Annotated in this window: 25 protein-coding genes and 3 tRNA genes; 16 read left to right on the forward strand and 12 right to left on the reverse strand. The window is 55.5% G+C overall.

The window, feature by feature from the left end; genetic code table 11:
• The first annotated feature begins 5 nt into the window (after positions 1-5).
• Positions 6-314 carry a VapC50 family PIN domain-containing toxin gene (locus AC1DX3_RS17075; protein ID WP_476990524.1) on the forward strand — a complete coding sequence of 103 codons (309 nt, stop codon included), beginning with the start codon at positions 6-8 and terminating at the stop codon, positions 312-314.
• A 143-nt stretch (positions 315-457) separates the two neighbouring features.
• On the opposite strand, the gene AC1DX3_RS17080 is transcribed toward AC1DX3_RS17075, so the two are convergent.
• From AC1DX3_RS17080 to AC1DX3_RS17095, 4 genes are all read right to left on the reverse strand, one after another.
• Positions 458-979 carry a ubiquitination-like system serine protease family protein gene (locus AC1DX3_RS17080; protein WP_476990525.1) on the reverse strand — a complete coding sequence of 174 codons (522 nt, stop codon included), beginning with the start codon at positions 977-979 and terminating at the stop codon, positions 458-460.
• On the reverse strand, positions 927-2,096 hold the full coding sequence (locus tag AC1DX3_RS17085) for a hypothetical protein (protein ID WP_476990526.1): 1,170 nt from the start codon (positions 2,094-2,096) through the stop codon (positions 927-929). Before AC1DX3_RS17085 ends, AC1DX3_RS17080 begins: the two co-directional genes overlap by 53 nt.
• A 363-nt stretch (positions 2,097-2,459) precedes the next feature.
• On the reverse strand, positions 2,460-3,797 hold the full coding sequence (locus AC1DX3_RS17090) for a HesA/MoeB/ThiF family protein (RefSeq protein WP_476990527.1): 1,338 nt from the start codon (positions 3,795-3,797) through the stop codon (positions 2,460-2,462).
• A 378-nt stretch (positions 3,798-4,175) separates the two neighbouring features.
• Positions 4,176-4,466 (reverse strand): hypothetical protein, encoded by a 291-nt coding sequence (locus AC1DX3_RS17095; protein ID WP_476990528.1) that lies wholly within the window; start codon positions 4,464-4,466, stop codon positions 4,176-4,178.
• 171 nt (positions 4,467-4,637) lie between these two features.
• Between AC1DX3_RS17095 and AC1DX3_RS17100 the strand changes: the two genes are divergently transcribed.
• The 7 genes from AC1DX3_RS17100 (at position 4,638) to AC1DX3_RS17130 (ending at position 13,745) form a co-directional block, all read left to right on the forward strand.
• The gene (locus AC1DX3_RS17100) at positions 4,638-5,852 is read left to right on the forward strand and encodes an AAA family ATPase (protein ID WP_476990529.1); all 1,215 of its coding nucleotides are present in this window, start codon (positions 4,638-4,640) and stop codon (positions 5,850-5,852) included.
• Entirely contained in the window at positions 5,845-8,364 is a 2,520-nt protein-coding gene (locus AC1DX3_RS17105) for a S8 family peptidase (protein ID WP_476990530.1), read from the forward strand. Before AC1DX3_RS17100 ends, AC1DX3_RS17105 begins: the two co-directional genes overlap by 8 nt.
• Positions 8,365-8,840: 476 nt before the next feature.
• Positions 8,841-9,683, forward strand: a complete 843-nt coding sequence (locus AC1DX3_RS17110; RefSeq protein WP_476990531.1) for a sigma-70 family RNA polymerase sigma factor — start codon at positions 8,841-8,843, stop codon at positions 9,681-9,683.
• Positions 9,684-9,758: 75 nt separating this feature from the next.
• Complete coding sequence (locus AC1DX3_RS17115; protein WP_476990532.1) at positions 9,759-10,700, forward strand: FecR family protein; 942 nt, start codon at positions 9,759-9,761, stop codon at positions 10,698-10,700.
• 296 nt (positions 10,701-10,996) lie between these two features.
• On the forward strand, positions 10,997-13,012 hold the full coding sequence (gene rlxS / locus AC1DX3_RS17120) for a relaxase/mobilization nuclease RlxS (RefSeq protein WP_476990533.1): 2,016 nt from the start codon (positions 10,997-10,999) through the stop codon (positions 13,010-13,012).
• 116 nt (positions 13,013-13,128) lie between these two features.
• On the forward strand, positions 13,129-13,548 hold the full coding sequence (locus tag AC1DX3_RS17125; RefSeq protein ID WP_476990534.1) for a ribbon-helix-helix domain-containing protein: 420 nt from the start codon (positions 13,129-13,131) through the stop codon (positions 13,546-13,548).
• Positions 13,549-13,550: 2 nt separating this feature from the next.
• Entirely contained in the window at positions 13,551-13,745 is a 195-nt protein-coding gene (locus tag AC1DX3_RS17130; RefSeq protein ID WP_476990535.1) for a helix-turn-helix domain-containing protein, read from the forward strand.
• A gap of 32 nt (positions 13,746-13,777) precedes the next feature.
• Here the strand turns inward: AC1DX3_RS17130 and AC1DX3_RS17135 are convergent, their stop codons facing one another.
• From AC1DX3_RS17135 to AC1DX3_RS17155, 5 genes are all read right to left on the reverse strand, one after another.
• On the reverse strand, positions 13,778-14,806 hold the full coding sequence (locus tag AC1DX3_RS17135; RefSeq protein WP_476990536.1) for a YaaC family protein: 1,029 nt from the start codon (positions 14,804-14,806) through the stop codon (positions 13,778-13,780).
• Positions 14,807-15,146: 340 nt separating this feature from the next.
• Positions 15,147-15,476: a helix-turn-helix domain-containing protein gene (locus AC1DX3_RS17140; RefSeq protein ID WP_476990537.1), complete on the reverse strand. Its 330-nt coding sequence runs from the start codon at positions 15,474-15,476 to the stop codon at positions 15,147-15,149.
• A 40-nt stretch (positions 15,477-15,516) separates the two neighbouring features.
• Entirely contained in the window at positions 15,517-15,840 is a 324-nt protein-coding gene (locus tag AC1DX3_RS17145; protein WP_476990538.1) for a type II toxin-antitoxin system HigB family toxin, read from the reverse strand.
• Between the two features lie 61 nt (positions 15,841-15,901).
• A complete protein-coding gene (locus AC1DX3_RS17150; protein WP_476990539.1) occupies positions 15,902-17,122 on the reverse strand; it encodes a tyrosine-type recombinase/integrase in 1,221 nt (406 codons plus the stop codon).
• A gap of 162 nt (positions 17,123-17,284) precedes the next feature.
• Positions 17,285-17,360 (reverse strand) — tRNA-Thr (locus AC1DX3_RS17155).
• Positions 17,361-17,555: 195 nt separating this feature from the next.
• Between AC1DX3_RS17155 and metG the strand changes: the two genes are divergently transcribed.
• The 5 genes from metG (at position 17,556) to AC1DX3_RS17180 (ending at position 21,469) form a co-directional block, all read left to right on the forward strand.
• Positions 17,556-19,271 (forward strand): methionine--tRNA ligase, encoded by a 1,716-nt coding sequence (metG, locus tag AC1DX3_RS17160; RefSeq protein ID WP_476990540.1) that lies wholly within the window; start codon positions 17,556-17,558, stop codon positions 19,269-19,271.
• Positions 19,252-19,995, forward strand: a complete 744-nt coding sequence (locus AC1DX3_RS17165; protein ID WP_476990541.1) for a hypothetical protein — start codon at positions 19,252-19,254, stop codon at positions 19,993-19,995. Before metG ends, AC1DX3_RS17165 begins: the two co-directional genes overlap by 20 nt.
• Positions 19,996-20,096: 101 nt before the next feature.
• Entirely contained in the window at positions 20,097-20,516 is a 420-nt protein-coding gene (locus tag AC1DX3_RS17170) for a DUF805 domain-containing protein (RefSeq protein ID WP_476990542.1), read from the forward strand.
• Positions 20,517-20,568: 52 nt separating this feature from the next.
• On the forward strand, positions 20,569-20,961 hold the full coding sequence (locus tag AC1DX3_RS17175; protein WP_476990543.1) for a DUF805 domain-containing protein: 393 nt from the start codon (positions 20,569-20,571) through the stop codon (positions 20,959-20,961).
• 1 nt (position 20,962) lies between these two features.
• Positions 20,963-21,469 carry a DUF805 domain-containing protein gene (locus tag AC1DX3_RS17180; protein ID WP_476990544.1) on the forward strand — a complete coding sequence of 169 codons (507 nt, stop codon included), beginning with the start codon at positions 20,963-20,965 and terminating at the stop codon, positions 21,467-21,469.
• Here AC1DX3_RS17180 and AC1DX3_RS17185 read toward each other — a convergent pair.
• The 3 genes from AC1DX3_RS17185 to rlmB form a co-directional block, all read right to left on the reverse strand.
• The gene (locus AC1DX3_RS17185; RefSeq protein WP_476990545.1) at positions 21,466-21,786 is read right to left on the reverse strand and encodes a YidB family protein; all 321 of its coding nucleotides are present in this window, start codon (positions 21,784-21,786) and stop codon (positions 21,466-21,468) included. The genes AC1DX3_RS17180 and AC1DX3_RS17185 overlap by 4 nt on opposite strands.
• Positions 21,787-21,845: 59 nt before the next feature.
• Positions 21,846-22,607 (reverse strand): YjbE family putative metal transport protein, encoded by a 762-nt coding sequence (locus AC1DX3_RS17190; protein ID WP_476990546.1) that lies wholly within the window; start codon positions 22,605-22,607, stop codon positions 21,846-21,848.
• Positions 22,608-22,676: 69 nt separating this feature from the next.
• On the reverse strand, positions 22,677-23,567 hold the full coding sequence (gene rlmB, locus AC1DX3_RS17195) for a 23S rRNA (guanosine(2251)-2'-O)-methyltransferase RlmB (RefSeq protein WP_476990547.1): 891 nt from the start codon (positions 23,565-23,567) through the stop codon (positions 22,677-22,679).
• Between the two features lie 162 nt (positions 23,568-23,729).
• Between rlmB and AC1DX3_RS17200 the strand changes: the two genes are divergently transcribed.
• From AC1DX3_RS17200 to AC1DX3_RS17210, 3 genes are all read left to right on the forward strand, one after another.
• Positions 23,730-23,813: transfer RNA gene (locus AC1DX3_RS17200), tRNA-Tyr, on the forward strand.
• A 73-nt stretch (positions 23,814-23,886) separates the two neighbouring features.
• A tRNA-Gly gene (locus AC1DX3_RS17205) sits at positions 23,887-23,960 on the forward strand.
• Between the two features lie 83 nt (positions 23,961-24,043).
• Positions 24,044-24,291, forward strand: a 248-nt coding sequence (locus AC1DX3_RS17210) for a GTP-binding protein (protein ID WP_476990548.1), incomplete at its 3' end; no start/stop codon positions are given.

Below are 24,291 nucleotides of genomic sequence, written 5' to 3' on the forward strand. Positions count from 1 at the left end.
CCATAATGGTGCGTATCCATACACCGTTGGCGGCCAAGGATGTACGCTATGCCAAAAAGGGAGAAAACCATGGTCTGGATGCCGGAGACGATATAAAATTTTCTTTGCTGAATTGGACAGCGGAAGAAGTTTGCCAAGAACGCTTGGTTGTGTTCTTAGCCTTGGCAGGCCCAGAAGCGGTTGCAGCGCTGCGGGTGATGCGGGAGAGGTTCAACAACCCGGAGATTACGGCAGAGGGGCTGTTTTTGAAGGTTGAAACACTTGGTATGCCGGAAACGGCCAATTTTCTTTCCGCTTACAAGGACCTGCTCTGATCCCATATTTAGAGTACTCATGGCCCTATACGGAAATATTGTTGGATTTCAATTCCCGGGAATCAAGCAGTTAGAAGCAGAGTTTCCGGGCTGGAACACAAATAAGGCATGGAAAATCTGCATACCTTCAGCAATACATCCATTTACACTCGTCTACGGAACCAATTCAGCTTTCCTTGTCCCCCGTTCTCAAGCAAACCTTTCAGAACTAGCCGACGTGCAGATCGCGACACATCCCATGTGATTTCATCAAGTTGATTCGCCAAGTCCTCGTCTCGTTGTAAAGTAAAAGACGTGATCGCATAAAGTCGTGTCTCTAACGCCTCATCGTATTCAGGCTCAATATTACCCCGTTCGTATGATCCGCACCAGATTATCCGACCCTGCCAGACAATGAAATGGCTTCCACAACCTCCCTCGCGCCAGACCGAAGGATAAAGTGTCGGCACGTTTCCACGATTGTGAAAGCGCCACGCTTTGCCCGCCCTTGCGTCGAGGTTTACGACCAATGTTTCGCCACATCCATCGGGGCAACGGATAAGGAAAGACCGCAATGGACCGCGACGTATGAGAGCGGCATCCCCGGGGGCATTAATAAGGGCTTCGCCCTGGTCACGGTATTCGGCCTCTCCGCACATTTGGACCTTTCTTGCGGGTTCGCTCATTACTTTTCCGATCCATCAAATTTTGTACTAATCGACAAGCGACCACGTAACCATGGCCACGGCGGAAACTATCGGCCTGACCGCTGCCATCCCATTGGCATCGTCTTAGCAACTGAACAGCCACAGCTGTTTGATATTCGTCGCTACAGGACTGAACCGCAATACCCATATGGCGAATTTGTCTGACCGCCGCCGCCATCCAATAGTATTTTGAAGTTGCGGCACAAGGGGCGGGAGGATGTAGGAAGGTCTCGGACATATAAAGCCGGTCTATTTCATTTTCCCAAACCTCATTGCGAAACTCCTCGGCTCGCTCTTTTTCTTCAGGCGGAAACTCAAACGCTAACGCGGTTTCAAGCGCGGCTAAGTCCGTAGTGAGTGGGCCATCCTCTGCGACCGATGCGAGATCAATGATGATGGCTTGGCCATTGCGGACACGCACATTTTCGCCATGTAAGTCCCCATGGATGGGAGCGCCCCGGTAGCGCTGGGTGTCAAGTGAAACGAGCTTCTCCCAGAGGCCGTTAGGGGATATTTCAATCTCATTTCCCCTAGCATGGGCTGCATAGTTTACTTTGATTTTTGCAGGATCAATTATCCCTATTTTCATAAGCTGCGCGGCAACGGAACCCGTGGTAGGAGGGGCGCTATAGGCTTGATCCCGCCAACGAGCCAAGGTTTCCTCGAACAGCGATGATATTGCTTGGCTGGCCACATTGCGCCTAACAAGGTCCCATAGTGGCTCCGCTCGGTCAACGAAATCGCCCATAAGGAGACTGCGTTCTGCGCCTTCAACCAAATCGAGCACATTGGGTCTCAGGCCAAACGGAATATAACCCAGCGCGAAGACGCAATAATTCTTATATTCGCGATCTATTTTGTCATGACGGTCGATTTTCGCGAAACGAGGTTGCGGCCAGATTCCAGCGCGTGAACCCGCCTTGGTCATGTGAACCGCGAATACACGCGCGTCCGATCGGCCGCCCGTAAGTTCCATTAAAACTATTTCGGAGCAATCGGCGAAAGCTCGCCGAAGCAGCAGGATGTCACTTTTTTCAAGTGGGCTCCGATTATTTCCAAATTTGATTTCTAAATCACTTGCAGCTGCTTTTCCCACATTATAGCGCTATGCGCTCTGGAACAACGTGGTGAGCGGGTGCCGTAATCGGATTCATACGTGTGAATAGCCCGTACTTCTTCAACTCGTTTTGAATTAGGCCTAGTGTTGCATCATCACGAGCAATTATATCGACACGCAAACCAGCGTCGAATAGGTCCTTACCTAGTCTCCAAATTTCCATTGAGATGCTTTTTACATTGTTGGACGTAACCGAAAAAACGGCTCCTCTGTAACGCATTAACGTATCGGCCAAACAAGAGGAGTTCATCTTAATGAGTTGAAGTTGACGGTTTTCGAATTCTCGCGACTCCGACTCCGTTGGATCGGTTCCAAACCATGCTACACTGGACCGGTATTCGCTCATTTCTGTCTCACCTGGCGTCCAGGCAATGGCCAAGCGCTGCCTTGACATAGCGCTCCGCTCTTAGAACAGACGATGCAATTCGGATCACGCGTTGCGGTCGTCAAGCGCACTGTGCCACGTACCCCGTCATACATTTGAAAACGAGCGCTAGCACGAATAGGGGTAACGGCACCAAGGAACATAGTTACAGCTAGTGAAGATAACGTGGTATTTATAGAGACAACAGCAGGCTGAGGTTCGTGCACGCCAATGATATACGGGTCAGCGGCTTTTTGTTCTGAGGTTAAAAGCTCTCTTCTTATTTGTTCACTATTAAGGGCGCCTGTGCACAGCAGACATGGTAATCCTGGGGCAAGCATTTGGACCCGCCCTGTAATATTAGTCACTCCCCCATTTTTGACTGTGACGCTGACGCCCATGTCAATGGTAGGAATTAGATATTGGTAGGCTAACTGGCCCACGATAGCTCGGCTCGCATGGGAGTCAGTACATATAAATATAAAGTCGAGTGCCGTTAGTTTTGATGAAACATCTATATCCACTACGTCTCTAACATGGCTCTCAACTTTAGCAACCGGATTGATGCGCTGAATTTCACGTTTGGCAACGGTTAGCTTGTTGACACCCAAATCTGCCGGCGATGCGCCGATTAATCGATTCAGATTGGTTTCCTCTACGGTGTCCGGCTCAATCAATGTGAAATCGGACACACCGAGATAAGCAAGCTGCTGAAGTACAGCCGACCCCGTTCCCCCCGCACCTACGATTCCCACGCGCAAAGACCGCATTATTTCTTGACCGGGCGCGCCGAACGCCCGAACTTGCCGATCGTGGCGATTAGTCTCGTTTGCAAGGCCGGCGGTGCGCGAGAGTTTTTCGAGATTTTCGCCGATTTCCCAAACCAATATTTCTTCGTGGGTTCCGAGACGCCGCGATGTCACGCCTTCAGGTCCGATCACCATTGCCAAATGATTTCCAGCTGGTGCGCGGCGCGAGAAAAAGTCTAGCAGACTGATTTCGCCGTCGTCATCTACGCAAGAAAACTCCGGCACACCTTTCGCGTGCGGATGGGTATGAATTAGAATGACGCTAAGGTCGTCTTTGCGTGCCCGATTGGCAATCTCGACGAGATAGGTGGAGGTCAATACGGCAGAGATATGATCCCGACGCTCATAGGCTCGCTCTGGGGCAGTTTCGACGTCCGTAACGACCCAGCACTCGCCGACGGAGCTAAATCTAGCAAACCCAACAGCGCAGCTTTCACGCGACGGATCTAATAAAAGCCGAGCAGATAGATCATGAAATTCCGGAAATGCAAACCGAACGCTACTCATACTGCCCTCCGAAGTCTGTCCAATACAATATTCATCCAGCTGGACAGCGTATCGCGGTTCGCATTCCAAGGCTGATTTAGATGCCAAGAGAACCAAAGTCCTGGCTCCTGCACTTCAGGAATCGGGTTGTCTGGTCCTGTGTTCTGCGGCAATCCTTCGCCTGTAAGGCGAAGCCCATGATCCCCCAGAAGCAGTCGAGCGCAGCGTATGGGTAGCCTACTGGCACTAGGAATCTTATTGATGTCGCAGGTCGGTTCCATCCAGCAGGTAGCGGAACGGAAGCAACCGTAATGAGGGACGTGCCACTTGGCAACGACCGGACGTCAACCGCGCCAAAGCGATCTCGGAGATGTTGAATCTGGCCGTTTATCATGCCCGTTAACCGAAATTCGCTTTCGGCGCGGACGAAAAGCGCAGTGGCCCGTGACCCGTGTCGAGGTCCACCAATTCGTTATCCCCGATAATTTTGTCTGGGTCATGCCCATGTCCCTCGAGAAGAAGGTCAGTGTCCTGATCCCAGTCGGCAACACGGGCCTTAATTTGCAACCCCGTCAGCGCTTTCTGATCTGTCTCATACTTATTGTTGCCGACAAAGAATGTGTAGGTCTTTGCGTGACCATTCGCTTTATCGTCCCCAGGCTCGGGGTGGGTGTCATCTTTCCCGCTCATAACGGCCTCCTGTCATCTATAAAAAAAATCGCGATCGCAGCCCTGTGAATCTGATCGAGAGTTAGCATTGCGATCTTGGTGTGCATATCAGAACATATTTCTTGCATAATTCAAGTGGAAAATGCATATTATGGCCATATGGATGAATATTGGCAGCTGAGGTAAAATTCTATGGAGCACTTTTCCGTCATACAAACCTTGTGCCGCCTGGGTTTAGAACAGGCAGACTCGCAGTTTCGAAAGCAGGTCGAACGGCTGAGAGATCGCTTGGTTAAAGCAGGCGAAGCAAAAGAGGCCACAGCTCTCGAAAGGCTTCTAGAAAGCGTCGCCAGCGAGGTTTCTATGGCACCAAGCACAGTTGAAGTGTCGAGAGCGCTCGTTGTCGGAGACGAGCTTACCGCTAATGTTTTTGCGCCGGCTGACAGAGAATCGAGCGTTCCTCTTGCCGAGATCAATTTAACTCCGGGGCGTGGACGCCACGAGCCGATCTATGATGAAACCTTGAAGCTTGCACTTAACGCTCTTGTTGGGGAATGGGAAAATCCAGGCAGATTGCGCCAAATGGGGGTCGAGCCTTCGCTGTCGTGCCTTTTGTATGGCCCTCCCGGCACGGGCAAGACTTTGACTGCCCAGAAGCTAGCCGCTCGGTTGGGTATGCCTGTCGTAAACGCGCGGATCGACGGGTTAGTCAGCTCTTTCCTAGGTACTACAGCTCGGAACATCGCAAATCTATTCGATTTTGCTAATCGGTACCGTTGTGTGCTCGTACTCGACGAGTTCGACGCACTCGCTAAGATGCGTGATGATCCACACGAGTTAGGCGAGCTAAAACGCGTTGTGAATACCTTGCTGCAAAATCTCGACTCGCGAGCAGATCGGGGCCTAACGATCGCGATCACAAATCATGAGGGCCTATTGGATACAGCCGTCTGGCGGCGCTTTCAAAACCATATTCGCATCGGCCTTCCGGACCCCCATGTGCGCCTAGATATGCTTCGTGCATTTTTAACTCCACTTCAGTTGAGTGATGATCTATACAAAACCTTGAGTTTCATTATTGGTACTCGGTCTGGAGCAGATCTCAAGACATTCGCGGATGCTATTCGACGTAATCTGGCAATGGCCGATGAGTCTACAAGCCCGGCAAGTGTCCTTAGCTCAGCTAGAGCCGTCCTCCCGCGGTTGGGCATCGAAGGGCCAGATATGGCGCCGGCGCGTCTTTTTCTCGCGGACAAATCCAAGTTCGTCGGGGCGATTACTCATGCAGGGCTTGGAATCAAGCAAGAGAGTTTGGCGCAAATGCTTGAGTGTAGCCAGAGTAACGTTTCCAGATGGGCATCCGACTGGCGCGGCGACGGTATAGAAGGTGAAAAATCGAATGCCTAACAATCCGGTTCAAATTGTCCTGAACGACGATGCTTTTCTAAAAGCGCCTGATCCAGTTCGGGCGGGGCCTGACAAGGACTTTTTTGAGAACAATGATCGTGGTTTCGTCGCACACAGAACAGCGATGTTAGAAAGACTGAACTCGATCGAGGCAAAATTGAGCACATGGCGCTTTGGACCAGTGGCCTATGTTCGTGTCCGGATGCGCCCAGAAGCGATAGCCAAATCCTACAGGCCAAGCAAATGCTTGTTCTTGCCTGACCAGTTTCCTTGTGTTGGGGCCGGCGCGCCTGGCGAATTATTTTTCAGAGTGCCCTTGGTACACATGTGGCGCCTAAAAGCGAGATTTTCGGACACTGAGGATCTTGCTCAGGCTCGGATCTCAAAGCAGTCAGGCCAGCCATATCATTACGTGACCCGCGGCAGGTGCGAATTGGGTGCGATAGGTGAGGTTGAGATTGCAGACCCGAACGCTAAACGTAATTTTTCCGCCGCCGATGCCCTGAACGCCATGCTTAGTCCACATGCGGCAAGCGGCTACGTTATAGAACTATTTGAGCAAGGACCGATTATTTCCTTTGGGGATGATGTCTTAGGACTCCGCCAATCATTTGAGACCTTACAAGCTGATATTGCGGGACTGGGAGACGGAATCTATGCTGCGCTCGTGCCAAGCCCTGGTACCGGCCCGGCCGTCGAATTGCTGGTTACGACCGCGCATAAACAGGCCGTGCTAGAAGACCGCAGAACCGTAAAGGAGGACTTAGCTCTCACAACCGCGACGGCGCACACTGACCCGCAAATTTCTCGGCACGAAAAAGTTCTCTCCACCCTGGCGCACCATCCTTTGGTTCGCCGCATTCGCTTTCCGATAACAATAGAGCCATCTGACAGCTCAGGTGAGAGCCGCGTCGCCGCCTTTCAGATGCCTGTAAGGGTCTCTGGCGCCATATACCCCAAGGTAGGCGTGATCGATACTGGCATCTCCGACATCTTCGCGCCGTGGGTGCGAGAACGCCATGATTTCTTAGGAGAAGGTGAATTCGACCCGACTCACGGAACCCTCGTCGCTGGCGTTCTTGTTGCGGCTAGAGCTGAAAACGGGACCGAAGTAGGTGTCGAAGAGGACGGCTGTGAGATCGTCGATATTCCCCTTATGCCGAGAGGATCATTTTCTGACACATACCATCGCGGATTTGAATCCTTTTTGCAGGAGCTTGATGCAGCAATTGGTGAAGCGAGGAATAAGCATCAAGTACGTGTTTTTAATATGTCGCTAAACATCACGGCGCCAGTTGAGCAAAACATTTACAGTATCTATGCCGCCCGTCTTGACGAAATTCAGGACAGGCATGGCGTCATCATCATCAATTCCGCCGGAAATCTTCAACCAGGTGAATGGCGAGCTGAATGGCCTAAAACCCCGAAACAAGCTGTAGCCGCTTTAGCAGCTAGGACCGCACCGGAAACAATACTGATGCCGTGTGAAAGTGTCAGGGCGGTCGCAGTGGGCGCAGTTAATCCACCAGCGAGTTCGCACCTATCCGGCGCTCCGGCTACGTATACCAGACGGGGGCCCGGGTTACGGGTTGGAATAAAGCCGGACCTTGCGCACTACGGCGGCGCAGGGGACCAAAGCAAGCCAACTCTGACTGGCTTAGCTTCTTGCACGACAGATGGCTATCGAACAGAAACCCGAGGTACGAGTTTTGCGGCGCCGCTGGTTGCAAAGACGCTTGCAGCGCTTGATGTCCTCACGAGCCAACAACTCGAAACGCGCACTCTCAAAGCTTTCGCAATACACGGTGCCTCAACACCCGACTGTTTGAAAAATGGAGCATTAAGGGACATTAGGCGCCAATTCGTCGGCTTTGGTCTACCAACGGATGCACGCTCTATGCTAGAAACGAGCGATCATGCCATTACACTGGTATTCGAAAGTCGGCTTACAATTGGTGAGCGGAAGCCCGCGATTTTGAAATTTCCGTTGGTGTGGCCAGCGTCGTTAGTCGATCCTGTCACATCCGCCTGCCGTGGTAAGGTGAGAATGACGCTCACGTATGATGCTCCAATCGATCAAGCGTTTGGCACTGAATTTGTTCGTGTCAATCTGGATGCGCGACTCGTGCAACGACAGCCAAACGATAGAAAAGACGGACTGCCGAGCTGGCATGAAGCGGTATCACAAGGCTTTCTGCCCAAAGTCTCGAATTTGACGCCGCAGGAAAAGTCACTGATCGCCCATGGTCTCAAGTGGTGGCCTACAAAGCGCTATGAGCGCGATTTTGGGGATGGCATTGGGACAAGCACGGAATGGCAGATTCGGGTTGAAAGTTTAGTTAGGGCCGAGGCTGAATTTCCGGCAGCCGGGGTACCGTTTTCATTAATCGTCACTATCGAAGACCCGAAAGGCGAACAGCCTATCTTCAATGAATTGCACCGCTACTTGCAGGCAAATAGGGTCGACCTTCACAATCTCAGAAGTAGCGTCAGGTTGCGTAATCGAACATAGCGGCCTCAGGCCATCACCTATCACCAGACCTGCGCTGATTAGGCGTCCACGATTATTCAGTCGAGCGGTGATTGTTCGTGGGCTGGGTCAATACGCGGATCATTACCTGAGTTTCGGCTCAGGTTGTTCATCGGGTCATCACACTCGTCGCGTCGTTGGTCTTGCCTCGTTATCAATCGCCTTCGGACTAGCGAACATTTGAACTAGCCGATTTTACCGTTTCGGCCTATGATTCCTGTCGGAGCTGTACGCGCAGTTCTGGGGTCTTAGAAAACCCCTTCCGTAGCAGTTGATGTCGGCTGATCCGGCACAACCTCCTTTGACCTATATGGTCGGGGAGCCTGTGACGTATGTCCAGGCCCCGGCTAAAGGTCACAGGGACCGACTACGGACGGTTTTCTAACTCCCCGATCACCAGGATCAGAGGAGGCTCTAATGCGGGGGCGCACCGCGGTTCGAGCTTCTCGGGGAGTCACATGGACGCTTCCGGTCACGCAGAAATCCCACTGAATGCTATCGATTGCCATGTCGGCGCCCGGCTCCGTGCCCGTCGATTGTTCCTGCAAATGTCCGAGGACTGGCTGGCCGGGAGACTCAATGTCACCACGCCAGAGCTGGCTGATTTCGAGGCCGGACGTGCTCGGATCGCCTTTGATCAGTTGCTTTGGGCTGCCGATGCCCTGGACGTGGCGGAGCGCTATTTCTATCAGGGCTTTGGTGGCCCGACGCTGGAGCCGGACGGGAAGCCGTCCTGGCTCCGCGATGTCGATCGCTGGTTTTCCTCGCAGGTTTTTCCGCATGAGCGCACCTTGCTTGGTGTAGCGCGCAAGATGACCGGGAACGTGGAAACCGCACAGGATGTGGTGCAGCAGACCTATGTCGAGTTGATGTCAGGTGACAAATGGCGCGGCATCGAAAACCCTCGCGCCTATGCCATGCGGGCGGTGCGCAGTATCTCCGGCCGTATTCTACAGCGCGCCCGGATTGTTCCCTTCGACTCCTTCGCCAATATGGACGAAGTCGGCGGCATCGATCCGAGTCCCAACGCTCATGACGTATTGTCAGCGAAGGAAAAGCGCCGGATCATTTTGGAAGCCATCGAGCAGTTGCCGCCGCAATGCCGCCAAGTCGTTAAGCTCAGGCGCCTGAAAGAAATGCCACCCAAGCAGATCGCCGACGAGATGGGTATCAGCCTGTCCATGGTCGAAAAACACCTGGCGAAGGGGATGACAATCATCGCCGACAAGCTCAGCGCCTCCGATCCCGAACATGTTTATACGCGCCTAGCCGCCCCTGTTGAAGCCGTGCCTGGTGAATAGACGGCGCATGGATTTGCCCGTATTTTGGCGCCGAAATGGCCGGAGGATTCGGCTGCGATCAGGACAGTTTTGGGTGTGAACGCGAACGACAATTCATCACGACAGGCGGTCAATGACGAGGCCGCGCTTTGGCATGCCCGGCTCGATTCCGGGACAGCGGATGAGCGCGAGTTTGAAGCCTGGAGGAATGCCGATCCACTCCATGCGGCGGCTTTCGCACGCATAGCCGCCACTGCCGATGCGCTCGACAGCCTCAAGGGAATTGACCTGGGGGACGATCCGGATATTGCACAACCACCCCGCCAAAATCGTCGCCAGTTTTTGGTATGGGCGGCGGGTTTTGTCGGGCTGGCGGGTAGTCTTTCATTTTGGACCCTGACCAATTCCCGCGCCCAGGCTTCGACATCCATAGGCGGTCGCAAGTCCATATCGCTGCCTGACGGGAGCCAAATGACCCTTAATACCGACTCCAAGGCGTCATGGAAATTCGATACAAAAGGGCGAAGCATTTGGCTGGAACGTGGTGAGATCGGTGTGGTCGTTATGCCCGATAAACTACCATGTTTCATCTACGCCGGCAGTGGAATTGTGAGCCTGACCCAAGGTGATTTGAACGCGCGTTTGCGGGGCAAAACCCTCGACCTGACTGTGCTCAAAGGCGACTGCCTCATCTCAAAAGCCGACCGAAAACCTGAGAAAGTCGCGACTGGAGAGGCTGCCTTGGCTGGCCCCGCAGACACACATATTCGTCCGGTCAGCGCGAGCGATATCCAGTTCACGTCGGGTTGGCGGCAGGGCGCACTGGTGTTCGACGGTCAGACCCTGGGTGTCGCCGTCGAGGAATATAACCGCTATCTCAAAGACAAGATCRTCATCGCTGATCCGGAACTGGCGTCTGTTCGATTGGGCGGTCGTTTCACCACGCACGACCCGAAAGACTTCCTGGCCTCGCTGCAATCGAGCTTCGGCATCCACGTCAGCCAGGGCGACAGCGGCTCGGTCTTGCTGACAAGGTAGCGGCTGTTTCGGCCATCCTCACGCTTTTCTTCATTTGTCCGCCACTGTCCTTATCCTTCTGTAGCGAGATCGTATGAGGGCGTATCTAAGCGTGATCGTCTTTGAAGGAAGAGGAAGGCAAGATAAAAGCAGTGGCGCCATTTCCCTTCGGTCTCTGTCTAACCCCTTGTCTGCACATCGCTTTTAGAGAGGGAAGGTAGCGCCATTGTGTTTTTACATGGCGCTATAGTGGTCCATCTGGCCCGAGAGCATTGATTTTGCTCGGGAAACCATAGCGCTCCTGCGGAGCGACTTCAATGACTTTCAATGACGATTTCACCCCCAAACTCGGTAAGGCACGCGCTCGCGGGAGCAAGGTTGCGAACGGGCGGCAGTACCTGAACCGGGTGCTGAAGGCCGCCAATCTGGCGCGCGGCGGAGCGGCTCAGACAGGTGGCAGGCAGCGGACCTCAAGCTTTGATGGAAGTCGCATCGGGCGTGGCTCCGGTGTCGGCCGGGTGCTGTCGTCGCGTGCCGGTATTGCCAGCTTCCGGCAGCGCCGCGTCGTGGTTAAGGCGCATATCGTCAAGCTGGCCGGCAAGGGCCTGTCCGGGGCGGTGGCGCATCTGCGTTATATCCAGCGCGACGGCGTTACCCGCGAAGGGTTGCCGGGCGAACTTTACAACGCCCAGCTCGACGAGGCGGACGGCCGGGAATTTTTGAGCCGCGCCGATGGCGACCGGCACCAGTTCCGTTTCATCGTCTCCGCCGAGGACGGCGACCAGTACGGCGACCTGAAGACCGTCACGCGCCGGCTGATGGCGAAGATGGAGGAAGACCTAGACACCAAGCTCGATTGGGTGGCCGTGGATCACTACAACACCGGCCATCCCCACAGCCATATCATCATCAGAGGCAGGGACGAGCTTGGCAAGGATCTGGTCATTGCCCGCGAGTACATGTCATCCGGCGTCCGCGAGCGCGCCATCGAGATCGTCAGCCTCGACCTGGGGCCAAGACTGGATTCGGAAATCGACGCCTCGCTCAAGGCCGAGGTGACGCAGGATCGATTCACCAATCTGGACAAACAATTGCTCCAGAACAGGGGCGAAGATGGTCTTGTTCGAGCCGTCGATTCCGACAGCTTACGTCAGTCGCTGTTGGCGGGACGGCTCAATAAGCTGGAGGACTTGGGTCTGGCCGAAACCGCCGGGCAGGGGCGGTGGCGTTTGGCCGAGGAACTGGAGCCCACCTTGCGGCGCCTGGGCGAGCGCGGCGACATCATCAAGACGATGGCACATGAGTTGAGGGCAAGCGGCATGGAGCACGCCTTGGGCGATGCCGTCATTCACGAGCAGGACGTGGCCAATCGATCTGAGGCGGAACAGGCACAGCCGATCGTCGGGCGGCTGATCAGGCGCGGCCTCTCGGATGAGCTCAATGACCGGCATTACATGCTGGTTGATGGCATGGACGGACGCGTGCATGCCGTCGATATTGGCCAGGGGGACAGGACGCCACCGATCAGCGATAATTCTATCGTCAGAATCGACCTGAAGGTTGCGGCGGTCAGGGAGGCCGATCAGACCATCGCCGAGGTCGCAGCCGGCAATTGCGGCCTCTATGACATTGATGCTCACCTCAAGCACGATCGCGCGGCGACACAAGGTTTCGCTGAAACTCATGTCCGTCGTCTGGAAGCCATTCGCAAAGCGACGGGCGCGGTCGAGCGCCAACCCGACGGCCGGTTCAGGATCGGTCCCGACTACCTCAAGACCGCCCTCGATTATGAACGCCAGCAGGTGCGCACGTCGCCGGTCAAGGTCGAGGCTCTGTCGCCATTGTCACTGGACCAGCAGACCGCCCGTCAGGCCATAACTTGGCTGGACCGGGAACTGACTTCCGGCAGCCCGCTGACGGTGTCACCAACCGGTTTCGGCAAGGCCGTCCACGATGCCCTGGAGCAGCGACGGCAATGGCTGGTCAATGAGGGCTTGGCCAGCCAGCGAGAGGGTAGAAGCACCGCCTATGCGCCTGGCATGAAGGAGACCCTGACGGGCCGCGAGCTGCGCGTCGCCGCCGGGCAGTTGTCGAAGGAGCTTGGCCTGCACTTCACCGAGAGCCGCCAAGGCGAAGCGGTCGAAGGTATCTATCGCAAGGCTGTGGACCTCAGCAGCGGCAAGTTCGCACTGATTGAGCGGGCGAAGGACTTCACCCTGGTGCCGTGGCGCCCGGTCTTGGAAAACCACGTCGGCAAGCAGGTATCCGGCATCCAGCGCGAAGGTGGTATCAACTGGACGATCGGGCGAGGCCGAGGCATCGGCGTAGAATGAGTGTGCGCACCTACCCGAACGGGTAGGTGCCGGGCGGCAGGGTGCGGCGGAAGGGTTATAAGAGGAATAGCCACGATGGGGCATCATGGCGCTTTCCTTTTTGGAGAAGGAGCGCCATGAAGCCCCGGCACCACCTTTACCTCGATGATGAACTGACGGCACAGCTTGACGCCCTGTCAGCCGTGCCAGGGTCATCCAAGTCGGCCATAGTCGCCGACGCCCTGCGGCAGTATCTCCGCCACAAGGGCGGCACCGACCAGGACGACGCGTTGAAGACCCGCCTGGACCGGCTGTCGCGTCATCATGAACGGCTGGAGCGCGACATCAAAGTCTTGGTCGAGACCCTGACGGTTTTCGTCCGCTATTACCTGTTGTTCACGGCGCACATGCCTGACCCCGACAATGCCGCTCGCGCCAAGGGCCGGGAAAGGTTCGAGAGCTTTATTGCGAGGGTGGGACAGGCCGTGGCTAGCGGGACGCCGACGGTTCAAACACCGAATGTCGCTGCGGGCGTCACTCAGAAAGCAGAAGGCTGACTATGCAGGAGGAAATAAACAAGATCRCCTACCGCATCGATGAGGCGGTAAAGGCGTCAGGCCTTGGCAGGACATTTCTCTATGAGCGTATAGCTGACGGCACGCTTAAATCGATCAAGGTGGGAGGCCGTCGGCTCATCCTGCGGGAAGAATTGGTGCGCTTTTTGTTTCAAAACGCCAACGCGGCCAATTTTTGATTTTTGGGCCGCTGGCCCTATTCGCCTTACTGTCATGCACCTGCGGTGTGGGTACTTGCATGAATCCCTGGCACACTGATTTCCTGACCTGTCAATTCGCATGCAATTTCATCGATAAATTGTATCGGGGCAGTCTTGATGAATTCAGCGAGTAACCAGTTTCGCTGGGTGTCCAAAAGTTTCGAAAGACGGATAGGTTCGTAGCGGGATAATTCGCTCAATCTGTGCATGGCGGCGAAGATGAGGGTAGGGGCGTGGCGATCGATTACAGTTGCACCCGCTTTTAATCTTTTGAGGTACCAACTCCCTACCCCGGCAATATAGGTAATATTGCGGCGCGATCGCCTGTGATAGTTTGTAAGGTTGCTTAGGTTGCTCGCCCTAGCGCTTTTACCCCGGGCCCACTGAAACCTCTGCTTTTTCCGGATCGCCAGGGCGTCCATCACGCCGATATCCCGCTCAAATCCAACAGGTAGGGTGGCAAGAATACGTTGATCGTCGAACCTGTCTTCGAGATAGCCCGTGAACCAGGCTTCGGTAGAACCGATTTTTCGCGTATATCGGCAGTTTTGAAGTGAAAAGAAAAGATACGACTCTTGATACGACAGGCAATAGGCGCGGTGTATGAATGCCAAGTTCGAGAAGACCTCCTTCAACGTATATGTGTCGGTCGTGAGTGCTTCGCGGTAGTATCCCATCAGGGCCGGCAATATTCCGCTTCCCTTAAGGATGATTTGCTCTTTCGATAGGCTCGCCTTCCCGGGAAGGCCGTTGCCAGTCAACCCATGCTTATCCGTGAAGGCAACTCCCTTCGCGGTTAGCAATGCCTTGGTGGCATTGAGAAAGCAGTAGTAGAGGGTCAAAGGTGCCGCTGTTACCGGCAAGCCGAGGGATGCGCGATAAAATTCCCGGGCTTGTTCCCAATAAAATACGGCGTTGGACGACCCGTTGCGACGCAACCAAAGATCGACATAAGTCCACTTATCGGAGGTGAGGACTTTTTCATCTTCCCATGCAGGCGCGACTACGGCGCGTCGCATCAGGAGATTCTTCCTATCCATTACCAAGTCTTCGCTCGACACCATTCGCCCCGCTTAATTTTAGGTCAGTCGAAACCCCTTTGAGTTGTGTGTCAAGTCATAGTAATCCTGCCTATGATGAAAGGCGTTGGAGGCCTGTTTGGTCAAGCCTGGGAAGGCAGGTTGGGTGACTTGCAAATTACAAGCTTGTGCGACTTTTATCACTGCGAATTTCTATATGAAGGTGACAAATCACAAAAGCCAAACGCGGCCGCTCCCGGCTGCCTTTGCACATCGTCCAAGTAATGGGCAACGGAAGAGGCGCGAGTGGGACCATTGTTTCAGATGCTTGGTCAAATTCCGCAACCAACTCATTCCGCAATTAAGCCGCTTGGCCGTTTACGGTTGGTTTGATCAAAACGTCGGCTGAAATGCCAAGCGTGTCATGCAGTCGTCGTATCATTTCGATTGACAGACTCCGTTTGCGGCTAAGGACCTCTGAAACCCGCCCCCGATTGCCTATCAAGGGTATAAGGTCGTTGCGCGTAATACCCATTTGTTCCATGCGGAATTGGATTGCCTCAATTGGATCCGGCGGGGTCATCGGGTATTGTTTGGCTTCATAGACCTCCACAAGTGTGGCGAGCACGTCCAGACGATCACCTTCAGGCGTCCCAATTTTAGCGCCCCAGAGCACTTCGATCTCGGCCATAGCCGCCTCGTAGTCCGTTTCGCTACGAATAGGCCTCAATTCACTTGTCATACTTCACCTCGGTCACGTCAATCTGATCATAGTCCTTGTGACTGCCAAGCCACTTGATCCAGACAATGGATTTTTCGAAATCAACAGCGACTACCAATCGATAGGAATTACCTTTAATATTGAAGACGATACGCTCTGATGACACGATACTGGCCGTCGCGTAGAGATGCTTGACATCGGCAGTACTGAGCCAATTCGACTTGCTGACTTCGTTGAACCAAGCATCGAGCGCTGACTTGACGGCCGGTTGATCCTTGTGCCCCGCGAGTTCGTCGATGAACGTCCGCAAAGTGCGACGGGCGATTATCCTCATAGCTAAACCTTTAACATGTTCCCAAAATGGAATCAACGGTGATCGAATAAAGCGCTATCAGCTATTCGCCAAGCCTCTTGAATTCCAGGACCTGGCAGCCGGCGCGCAGTTGGTCTAGGTGGTCTGACCACCATTGGGCCATCTTGACCCGTTCATCCCAATGTTTGCCTCGGTGGTAAGCGGCCCGGACCTTATTCGTCTCCTTATGCGCCAAGGCATGCTCGATAGCGTCGGACGACCACTTCCCGGACTCGTTTAGCAAGGTGCTGGCTGTGCTTCGAAATCCGTGCGCGGACATCTCATCTGACGAATATCCAATCCGGCGCAGGACGACGTTCATGGTGTTTTCAGACATCGGAACGTGATTTGATCGAACCGAAGGGAAGACGTACTTGGATCGCCCGCTTATTTCCCGTGTCTCGCTGAGTAGTGCAATTACTTGGCGCGACAGTGGAACGACATGTTCTTCGCGCATCTTCATTTTCGGCGCAGGAATTCGCCAAATCTTGGCATCAAAATCGAATTCCTTCCATTCGGCATGGCGCAATTCACCCGGACGCACAAAGAGGTGAGGGGCGATTTGGAGAGCCAATTTTGTCGTACCAAATCCTTCAATGGAGTCGATTGCACGAAGCAAGTCACCGACCGCCTTGGGCTCGATAATGGCGGCGTGGTGCTTAACCTTCGGCGTGACAAGCGCTCCGCCCAGGTAAGCAGCCGGGTTATTGCGGGCGCGGCTCGTGATAATGGCGTACTTGAAAACACGGCTCGCAAATTCGCAGACGCGTTTTGCACTTTCGTGATTGCCTCGGCGTTCTATTCGCTTGAGGACAGCCAGGATTTCGACAGGTTCGATTTCCGCAATTGGACGCGTACCTAAGTCGGCTTCCAATTGGGCTGCAAGCCACTTGGTTTTTACCATAGTCGCCTGGGCTCGTCCGTCACGCTCCAGCTTGTCAATGAATTCGTCCGCAACGGCTTTAAAGGTATTGCCCGCCGCAATAATCGCGGCAGCAGCCTTACGCCGCTTGTCGGAACCTGGATCAAGGCCGTCTGCAAGCAATTTGCGAGCGTCGTCGCGTTTGACACGTGCGTCCTTCAGACCCACGGTCGGATACTTCCCTATCGCCATTGTCTTATCGACGCCGGCGAATCGGTACTTGAACCGCCAGAGCTTGCCGCCTGCTGGCGAAAGAATCATGAAAAGGCCGCCACCGTCGTAAAGCTTTACGGGCTTAGAAGTAGCTTTGGCGCTTCGAATTGCTGAGTCTGTCAGAGCCATGTTGGGGTCTTTTTTTTGAAGGTTCGGAAAAGACCCCAAAAAGACCCCAACAATCGGCGGATAGCAGCGGACAGGCAGGGACGTCCTTGGACATCTTATGCCGTAATGTATCAGATTTTATTGGATTTTTCAACCGTCAGCGGACGTTTGCGGAGGGGGAAATGGTGCCGGCTACAAGAATCGAACTCGTGACCTGATGTTTACAAAACAACTGCTCTACCATCTGAGCTAAGCCGGCACACAACGGAGGGCTCTTATGCCCATGGCCGGCCAGCTTGTCCAGACGGGCAGGGCGACTTTTTTGCCCTTATATAAATAGAGAACTGGTTTTCGGCCGTCGAATTGGTTTATGACGCGGCAAGACCCAAACGTTGTAAAGGTCAAGGCAAGGGGCCGCAGGCCCCTTGACCCCGACCTTAAAAAGATTGAATCCATGGCCCGCATCCTCATCACCTCCGCGCTCCCCTACATCAACGGCATCAAGCACCTCGGCAATCTCGCCGGCTCCATGCTGCCGGCCGATGTCTATGCGCGCTTCCAACGTGCGCGTGGCCACGACGTCCTCTATATCTGCGCCACCGACGAACACGGCACCCCCGCCGAACTGGCCGCCGCCAAGGCCGGCCAGGACGTCCGCACCTATTGCGACGAACAACACCAGATCCAAAAAGATGCCGGCGAAAAGTTCGGCCTCAGCTACAACTGGTTCGGCCGTTCCAGCTCGCCCGAGAACCACCAACTGACCCAGGCCTTCTGCGAAGCCCTCGACAAGAACGGCTTGATCGAAGAACGCGTCGACAAGATGGTCTTCTCCATCGACGACGGCCGCTTCCTGCCCGACCGCTATGTCGAAGGCACCTGTCCCCACTGCGGTTACGACAAGGCCCGCGGCGACCAATGTGACAATTGCGGTCGCTTGCTCGACCCGACCGACCTGATCAACCCGTATAGCGCCGTCTCCGGTTCGCGCAATCTCGAGGTCCGCGATACCCGCCACCTCTACCTGCTGCAAACCAAGGTCGAGCCGCAACTGCGTGAATGGATCGCCGGCAAGTTCGAATGGCCGCAACTGGCGTTGTCGATCGCCAACAAACACCTCGAAGAAGGCCTGATCGACCGCGGCATTACCCGCGACCTCAAATGGGGTATCCCCGTCACCAAGGACGGCAAGCCGCGCCCGGGCTTCGAAGACAAGGTCTTCTATGTCTGGTTCGATGCCCCGATCGAATATATCGGCGCCACCAAGGAATATTTCACGGCTCAGGGTAACCCCGCTGGCTGGCAAAAATGGTGGCGTCTCGACCAGGGTGCGTCCGACGTCCGCTATGTCGAATTCATGGGCAAGGACAATGTCGCCTTCCACACGGTCAGCTTCCCCGCCACCATCCTCGGCTCAGGCGAACCGTGGAAGATGGTCGACACTCTGAAGGCCTTTAACTGGCTCAATTGGTACGGCGGCAAGTTCTCGACCTCGATGAACCGCGGCGTCTTCATGGACCAGGCCCTTGAAATCCTGCCCGCCGACTACTGGCGCTGGTACCTGATCGCCAATGCGCCGGAAAGCTCGGACAGCTCCTTCACCTGGGAGCAGTTCCAGGCAACGATCAACAAGGATCTAGCCGACGTCCTCGGCAATTTCGTCAACCGCATCCTGAAGTTCACCGAAGGCAAACTCGGCGGCGTGGTGCCGGATGGCGGCGAAGCGGGGCCGCTGGAAGACAAACTCTATCTCGACCTGGCAGCGGGCATTGCCGAAGCCACCGAAGCTTTCGAAACTATGGAAATGCGCAAGGCCGCCCAGGCCGTGCGGCGCCTGTGGGTGCTCGGCAACGAATACCTGCAGGAAGCAGCGCCCTGGACCGCGCTCAAGACCGACGCCACCCGCGCCGGCGTCATTGTTCGCCATGCCCTCAACCTGGTACGGCTGTACGCGGCTCTTGCGCAGCCGATCATCCCCTTCGCCGCGGCTGACATCGCCAAATGCGTCGGCGTGACGGGGGTGCTCGACTGGCCGTCCAGCGACGCCAAGGCCGAGTTGTCAAAGGTGGCGCCCGGCCAGACCGTGTCGTCGGGCGAGGTGCTGTTCAAGAAGATCGACGAAGACATGGTTGCGGCCTGGACCGAACGCTTTGGCGGCAGTGATGCCTGATCGTCCGTCACTGTACCTCTTCTGCGGCGACTCACATGCGCGGCAGTTGCGGACAGAACGGCCGGGGGCTTTTACGCATGCCATCTTCTCGGGTGCTTCGATCAAGGGGTTGGTCAACGAGCAACCGGACAAGGTTCACGGACAGGTCATCCGTCACTACGCCAGGGCGCCGGTCATCAAGGCGTTGTTCTTGATGTTCGGCAGCGTCGACGTCGATTTCAGTTTCTATCGCAAGCTCGCCCTCGAAGGCCTCTTCGACGTCGACGCCTGGATCGATGAACGCGTTGACGCCTATAACAGGTTCATCAGCGATCTAATTCAGGCCAGTCCCGAAGGGGACGGCTTCAGTACGATTACCGTTCTGGCGCCTCAGCCGTCACCCTTGGATGACGCCAATTTCTTCAAGATCATGCCGGCTCACACCAAGGTTTCAGAAGGCGAATTCAGAGCAAGCGAGGCGCATTCGGACCTTGGCCGTGTGGCGCGCAATCGGCGAACCGTCTATTTCAACGATCGTCTGGAGGCGGGGTTGATGAAACATCCGTGGGTCAAACTCTATCGGATCGATCGTGATATGCTGGACGCCGACGGCAAGTTCATCGAGCGCTTTGTGCCCGAACTGCCCGATGAACACCACGCCAATACAGTGGAAACCCGGCAGCTCTGGTTTCGGCTGCTCAAAACTGATGTGCCAACCCTGGCCTTTATGATCGACTCTATCTGAATACGGAACGCTTCCGGACCCGCAAACCTTACCGCGAATTCAGTTTTTCCGTGGCCGGTTGTGCGTATACTGGCCCAGGGTGAGAGTTCTGGGAGGCAAACATGTCCTTGGTACAATTTCTATTCAGCTTCGAAGGCCGCGTGCGCCGCCGCGACGTCTGGCTCTTCTTCATCATTCTGACCCTGCTCGACGGCACCCTGCTGTGGGGCCTGAGAGACCATATGTATAGCGTCCGTGGTCTCGACGACACTTTCGGTCCGTTTTACGGTATCCGCCTCGTCAGCCATAACCTGGGCGCCAGTGTGATCGGCCTGGCCGCTATCTGGGCCAAGCTGGCCGTCACGGTCAAACGCTGGCACGACCGTGACAAATCTGGTTGGTGGGTATTGATCAACCTGATCCCGGTCATCGGCTGGATCTGGCAGGTGATCGAAGGCGGCTTCCTCGATGGTACCGAAGGTCCGAACCGCTTCGGCCGCTCACCCAAGGCCGCGGATGGCGCCATCAACCGCATTGCGTGAGACTTGTCAGCCCCGAAACAACGTCTATGCTGGCGCTGTTTCGGGGGTAATCATGACCATCTTGCAAATGCTGTTCAGCGCCAAGGGGCGCATTCGTCGCCGCGACTATTGGCTGTGGTCATTGGGCGTCATCCTCGTCGTTGTGATCATACTCTTCGCTATCGCCTTCGTGACGCGTAACGGCAAAGCCGATGGCGACGCCATGTCCCCCGCCGGCATTCTTCTCACCATTCTCCTGCCGTTTATCTATTGGGCGCAGATATGCCTGCAGATCAAGCGCTGGCACGACCGTAACAAGTCCGGCGCCATGATCTTCATCAACCTGATCCCGATCATCGGTCAGTGGTGGGCTTTTGCCGAAACCTGCGTGCTGGACGGCACGAAGGGCGCCAATAAATTCGGTCCTTCGCCTAAGGGAATCGACACGACCCACCGAGTCTTTTGACATGACTGCTTTCCAAATATTGTTCAGCCCTCATGGGCGAATTCGCCGCCGAGATTATTGGCTGTCGACGCTTGGCATACTGTTTTCTTCAATAACGGTCTTGTTCGTCGCTCACAAAATTTGGGGCACCGCGGATACCTTTGTCGGCGAAATGAAGGAGGTGTGGATTCATCCTCTTTCACCATTTGGTGTTCTCTATATGTTGAATTTGACGGTCATGGAGTGGCCGCGCTTTTGCGCAACGGCCAAGCGTTGGCATGACCGAGCCAAGTCGGGTTGGCTCGCGGGCGCACTGGTACTCGGCAATCTGATTTGTCTCGTGATTGCACACTTTTTGCTTGCGGGTGGCTCGTCATACGCGCAGCCGTTAGGCTACCTTTTGCGGTTGCCGGTCTCTATTTTGGCCCTGTGGACCATCGTCGAGTGTGGTTGTCTTGACGGGGATAAGGGACCAAACAAATACGGCCCCTCGCCGAAATCAAAGACGGTGCAAGCCGAGGTCTTTTAACCGCCGAAATGCTTCTTGGCGGCGCCTGGAAGTTGCTGTGCCAGGTATTTGGCGGCGTCATCCACGGGCAGACCCGTCTTCTCCGCAATGGCCGCCAGCTTGTCCGGCCCCAGGATGGCAGCAAGGTCATCGCCGCTGACGCCATGGTGTTCGCCGCCTTGCCACTTGTCGACGACATGGCTCATGCCGTTGGAAACCAGGTGCGCGAGGAGGGCGGTCACGCCGCCGATCAGCGCGCCTTCGATCATCATATGGACAATGCCGTGGCTATGGTGATGGTCGCCGGATTGAGCCAGCTTGGCGTGCAGATCGGACATGGGATTTCCTCAATGTGGTGTTACTTCATAGCATAAAGCCAAAGCGGTCCAACCGTCAATCACGCCTTGGCAGGCAACAGCTTATGAACGTAATCGACCGCCTGATGGAAGGCGTCGACCCACCAGTCGCGGGTATTCGCCGCCATGACCGGCACGCATTTGAACGTGGTGTCGCAATGTCCGTCGGTCCAGACTTCCACCCCGCCTTCATAGATCATCTTGCAGGCGACAAATAAAACGACCACCAGGCCTAGATAGGCGATCCAACGATATTTGTGCAGGAGATTGGCGATAAGGTTGGCGGCCAGGCCCATGGCGGCGATGGAGAAGAGCAGGCCGAAGGCCAGCACCCAAACATGGCTTTGGGCCGCGCCGGCGACCGCCAGCACATTGTCCAGCGACATCGAGATGTCGGCGGCCAGGATTTGCAGCACGGCGGAAAACAGCGTCTTGGGCTTACCCTTGGCTACGACCGAACCGTCTGCCGCATGAACCAGATCATGATGGGCGCGCAATTCCTGGTACATCTTCCAACACACCCACAGCAGCAATATGCCGCCTGCCAGCAGGAGCCCGGTAATTTCCAGGAGTTGGACTGTGATCAGGACGAATCCGACACGCAGCGCCACTGCGCCGATCAGGCCGTAAAGGATGGCCAGCCGCCGTTTGTCCGGCGCCAAACCGGCGGCCGCGACACCGACGGCGACGGCATTGTCGCCGGCCATGACGATGTCGATAAAAACGACCTGAATGAAGGCCAGGGCCGGGATCAGGATTTCCGGATCGATCAGGCTGGTCAGACTGGACAGATGAAAACTCACGCTATCTCCTCAGGCCGGGCGTTAAGAGTTAACTTAAGGAACGAGGCACCTAAGTCAATGCGTTACATGTTAGCGGCGCGCACATGTCTCATAGAGTGATATGGATGCCGCATGGCTGACATTGAGGCTTTCGAATCCGCCCGGCATGGGGATCTTGGCCAGATGATCGCAGTGTTCGGCGACCAGCCGGCGTAGGCCTTCGCCTTCCGACCCCAAAACCAGAACCAGTTTTTTCAGACTGGTCCCCCAGCCTTGTTGTGCCAGAAGCTCATGCAGGTTGAACTCGGCCTCACCAGCTAAGCCGACGCTGACATAGCCGTTCTCATTCAAGGTTTCGAGCGCGCGCGACAGGTTGGTAACGCGTGAGAACGGCACGATGTCGACGGCGCCGGCGGCCGTCTTGGCCAGGACACCCTGCAGTGGCGGCGAGTGACGGTCCTGCATGACCAGGCCGATCACGCCGAACGCCGCGGCTGAGCGGAAGATGGCGCCGATATTCTGCGGATCGGTGACCTGATCCAGCATCAAAACCACGCCATCACCGGCGTGCATGATGGCTTCCAGCGAATCGCCTTCCAGCACCGGCGCCTGCAAAGCCATGCCCTGATGGACCGCGCCTTGCGGTAAAAAGCGCGCGATATCGCCCATCGGCAGCACCTGAAGACGGATATCCTGGCGCTTCAGCAGGGCTTGCGGCGCCGATTTTGCCCGTTCCTCGCTCAAAAACAGCCGGAACGGACCCTCGCGCGAAGAATTTTTCAGTGCCGCCTCGACCGCGTGGACACCCCACAGCCAGCCGTCTTCATTGCCCTTAGAACGCTGATTATGAACAGGTTTTTGAGGCCTTTCGCTGCCGTGTGCGGGGCGTTCCGGCTTAGCGGTAACCTTGTTCCCGAAATTTTGTACACGGTTTTTGCCTTTATGGCCTTTGGGGTCGTTGCGTTCACGAAAAGAGGACACTATAAGACGCGCTCCGATTTGAGGCCCTTGAGGGGACTTTAGGATGATTACGGGTGTTCTTACGCATAAACCCGCGGATGCCAAAAGTTTTTTCAACCACGGACTTGAGCTTTTTCGAAGGTTCAGGTTTAAGGCGTCCGGTTTATGACTTTGTGAGTGTTTGGGGGAATGTCCCGAGCGGCAAAGGGGGGGGACTGTAAATCCCCTGCGTAAGCTTCGCAGGTTCGAGTCCTGCTTCCCCCACCATCACTCCAAGTCATATCCGACAGCCCCAAATCAAACATTTTGAAGCGGCGCCCGGCCAAGGGGCGGCTCTTCGGCGGGTATAGCACAACGGTAGTGCAGCAGCCTTCCAAGCTGAGGATGCCGGTTCGATTCCGACTACCCGCTCCATAATGACTCATTTCCATGTTCGTGGAAATGATTTTGCACGTATCAACCCTTAGCCCATCTGGGCAAATTGGAGCCTTAGACCTATGGCCAAGGAAAAATTCAACCGCAATAAGCCTCACTGCAACATCGGCACCATCGGTCACGTCGACCATGGCAAGACGACTTTGACGGCAGCGATCACGATCACGCTGGCCAAGACCGGCGGGGCGACCGCGAAGAACTATGCCGACATCGACGCTGCTCCGGAAGAAAAGGCCCGCGGCATCACGATCAACACGGCGCACGTCGAATACGAAACCGCCAACCGTCACTATGCCCACGTCGATTGCCC

This window comes from Asticcacaulis sp. P2_B1, from assembly GCF_056404915.1.

Bases quoted from the DNA above. Each gene is read 5' to 3' on its own strand.
- AC1DX3_RS17125 (WP_476990534.1), top strand. From the start codon at position 13,129: ATGAAGCCCCGGCACCACCTTTACCTCGATGATGAACTGACGGCACAG.
- AC1DX3_RS17135 (WP_476990536.1), bottom strand. From the start codon at position 14,806: ATGGATAGGAAGAATCTCCTGATGCGACGCGCCGTAGTCGCGCCTGCA.
- AC1DX3_RS17140 (WP_476990537.1), bottom strand. From the start codon at position 15,476: ATGGCCGAGATCGAAGTGCTCTGGGGCGCTAAAATTGGGACGCCTGAA.
- AC1DX3_RS17170 (WP_476990542.1), top strand. From the start codon at position 20,097: ATGTCCTTGGTACAATTTCTATTCAGCTTCGAAGGCCGCGTGCGCCGC.
- metG (WP_476990540.1), top strand. From the start codon at position 17,556: ATGGCCCGCATCCTCATCACCTCCGCGCTCCCCTACATCAACGGCATC.
- AC1DX3_RS17080 (WP_476990525.1), bottom strand. From the start codon at position 979: ATGAGCGAACCCGCAAGAAAGGTCCAAATGTGCGGAGAGGCCGAATAC.
- AC1DX3_RS17100 (WP_476990529.1), top strand. From the start codon at position 4,638: ATGGAGCACTTTTCCGTCATACAAACCTTGTGCCGCCTGGGTTTAGAA.
- AC1DX3_RS17185 (WP_476990545.1), bottom strand. From the start codon at position 21,786: ATGTCCGATCTGCACGCCAAGCTGGCTCAATCCGGCGACCATCACCAT.
- AC1DX3_RS17145 (WP_476990538.1), bottom strand. From the start codon at position 15,840: ATGAGGATAATCGCCCGTCGCACTTTGCGGACGTTCATCGACGAACTC.
- rlxS (WP_476990533.1), top strand. From the start codon at position 10,997: ATGACTTTCAATGACGATTTCACCCCCAAACTCGGTAAGGCACGCGCT.
- AC1DX3_RS17075 (WP_476990524.1), top strand. From the start codon at position 6: ATGGTGCGTATCCATACACCGTTGGCGGCCAAGGATGTACGCTATGCC.
- AC1DX3_RS17180 (WP_476990544.1), top strand. From the start codon at position 20,963: ATGACTGCTTTCCAAATATTGTTCAGCCCTCATGGGCGAATTCGCCGC.
- AC1DX3_RS17110 (WP_476990531.1), top strand. From the start codon at position 8,841: ATGGACGCTTCCGGTCACGCAGAAATCCCACTGAATGCTATCGATTGC.
- AC1DX3_RS17090 (WP_476990527.1), bottom strand. From the start codon at position 3,797: ATGAGTAGCGTTCGGTTTGCATTTCCGGAATTTCATGATCTATCTGCT.
- AC1DX3_RS17095 (WP_476990528.1), bottom strand. From the start codon at position 4,466: ATGAGCGGGAAAGATGACACCCACCCCGAGCCTGGGGACGATAAAGCG.
- AC1DX3_RS17150 (WP_476990539.1), bottom strand. From the start codon at position 17,122: ATGGCTCTGACAGACTCAGCAATTCGAAGCGCCAAAGCTACTTCTAAG.
- AC1DX3_RS17105 (WP_476990530.1), top strand. From the start codon at position 5,845: ATGCCTAACAATCCGGTTCAAATTGTCCTGAACGACGATGCTTTTCTA.
- AC1DX3_RS17175 (WP_476990543.1), top strand. From the start codon at position 20,569: ATGACCATCTTGCAAATGCTGTTCAGCGCCAAGGGGCGCATTCGTCGC.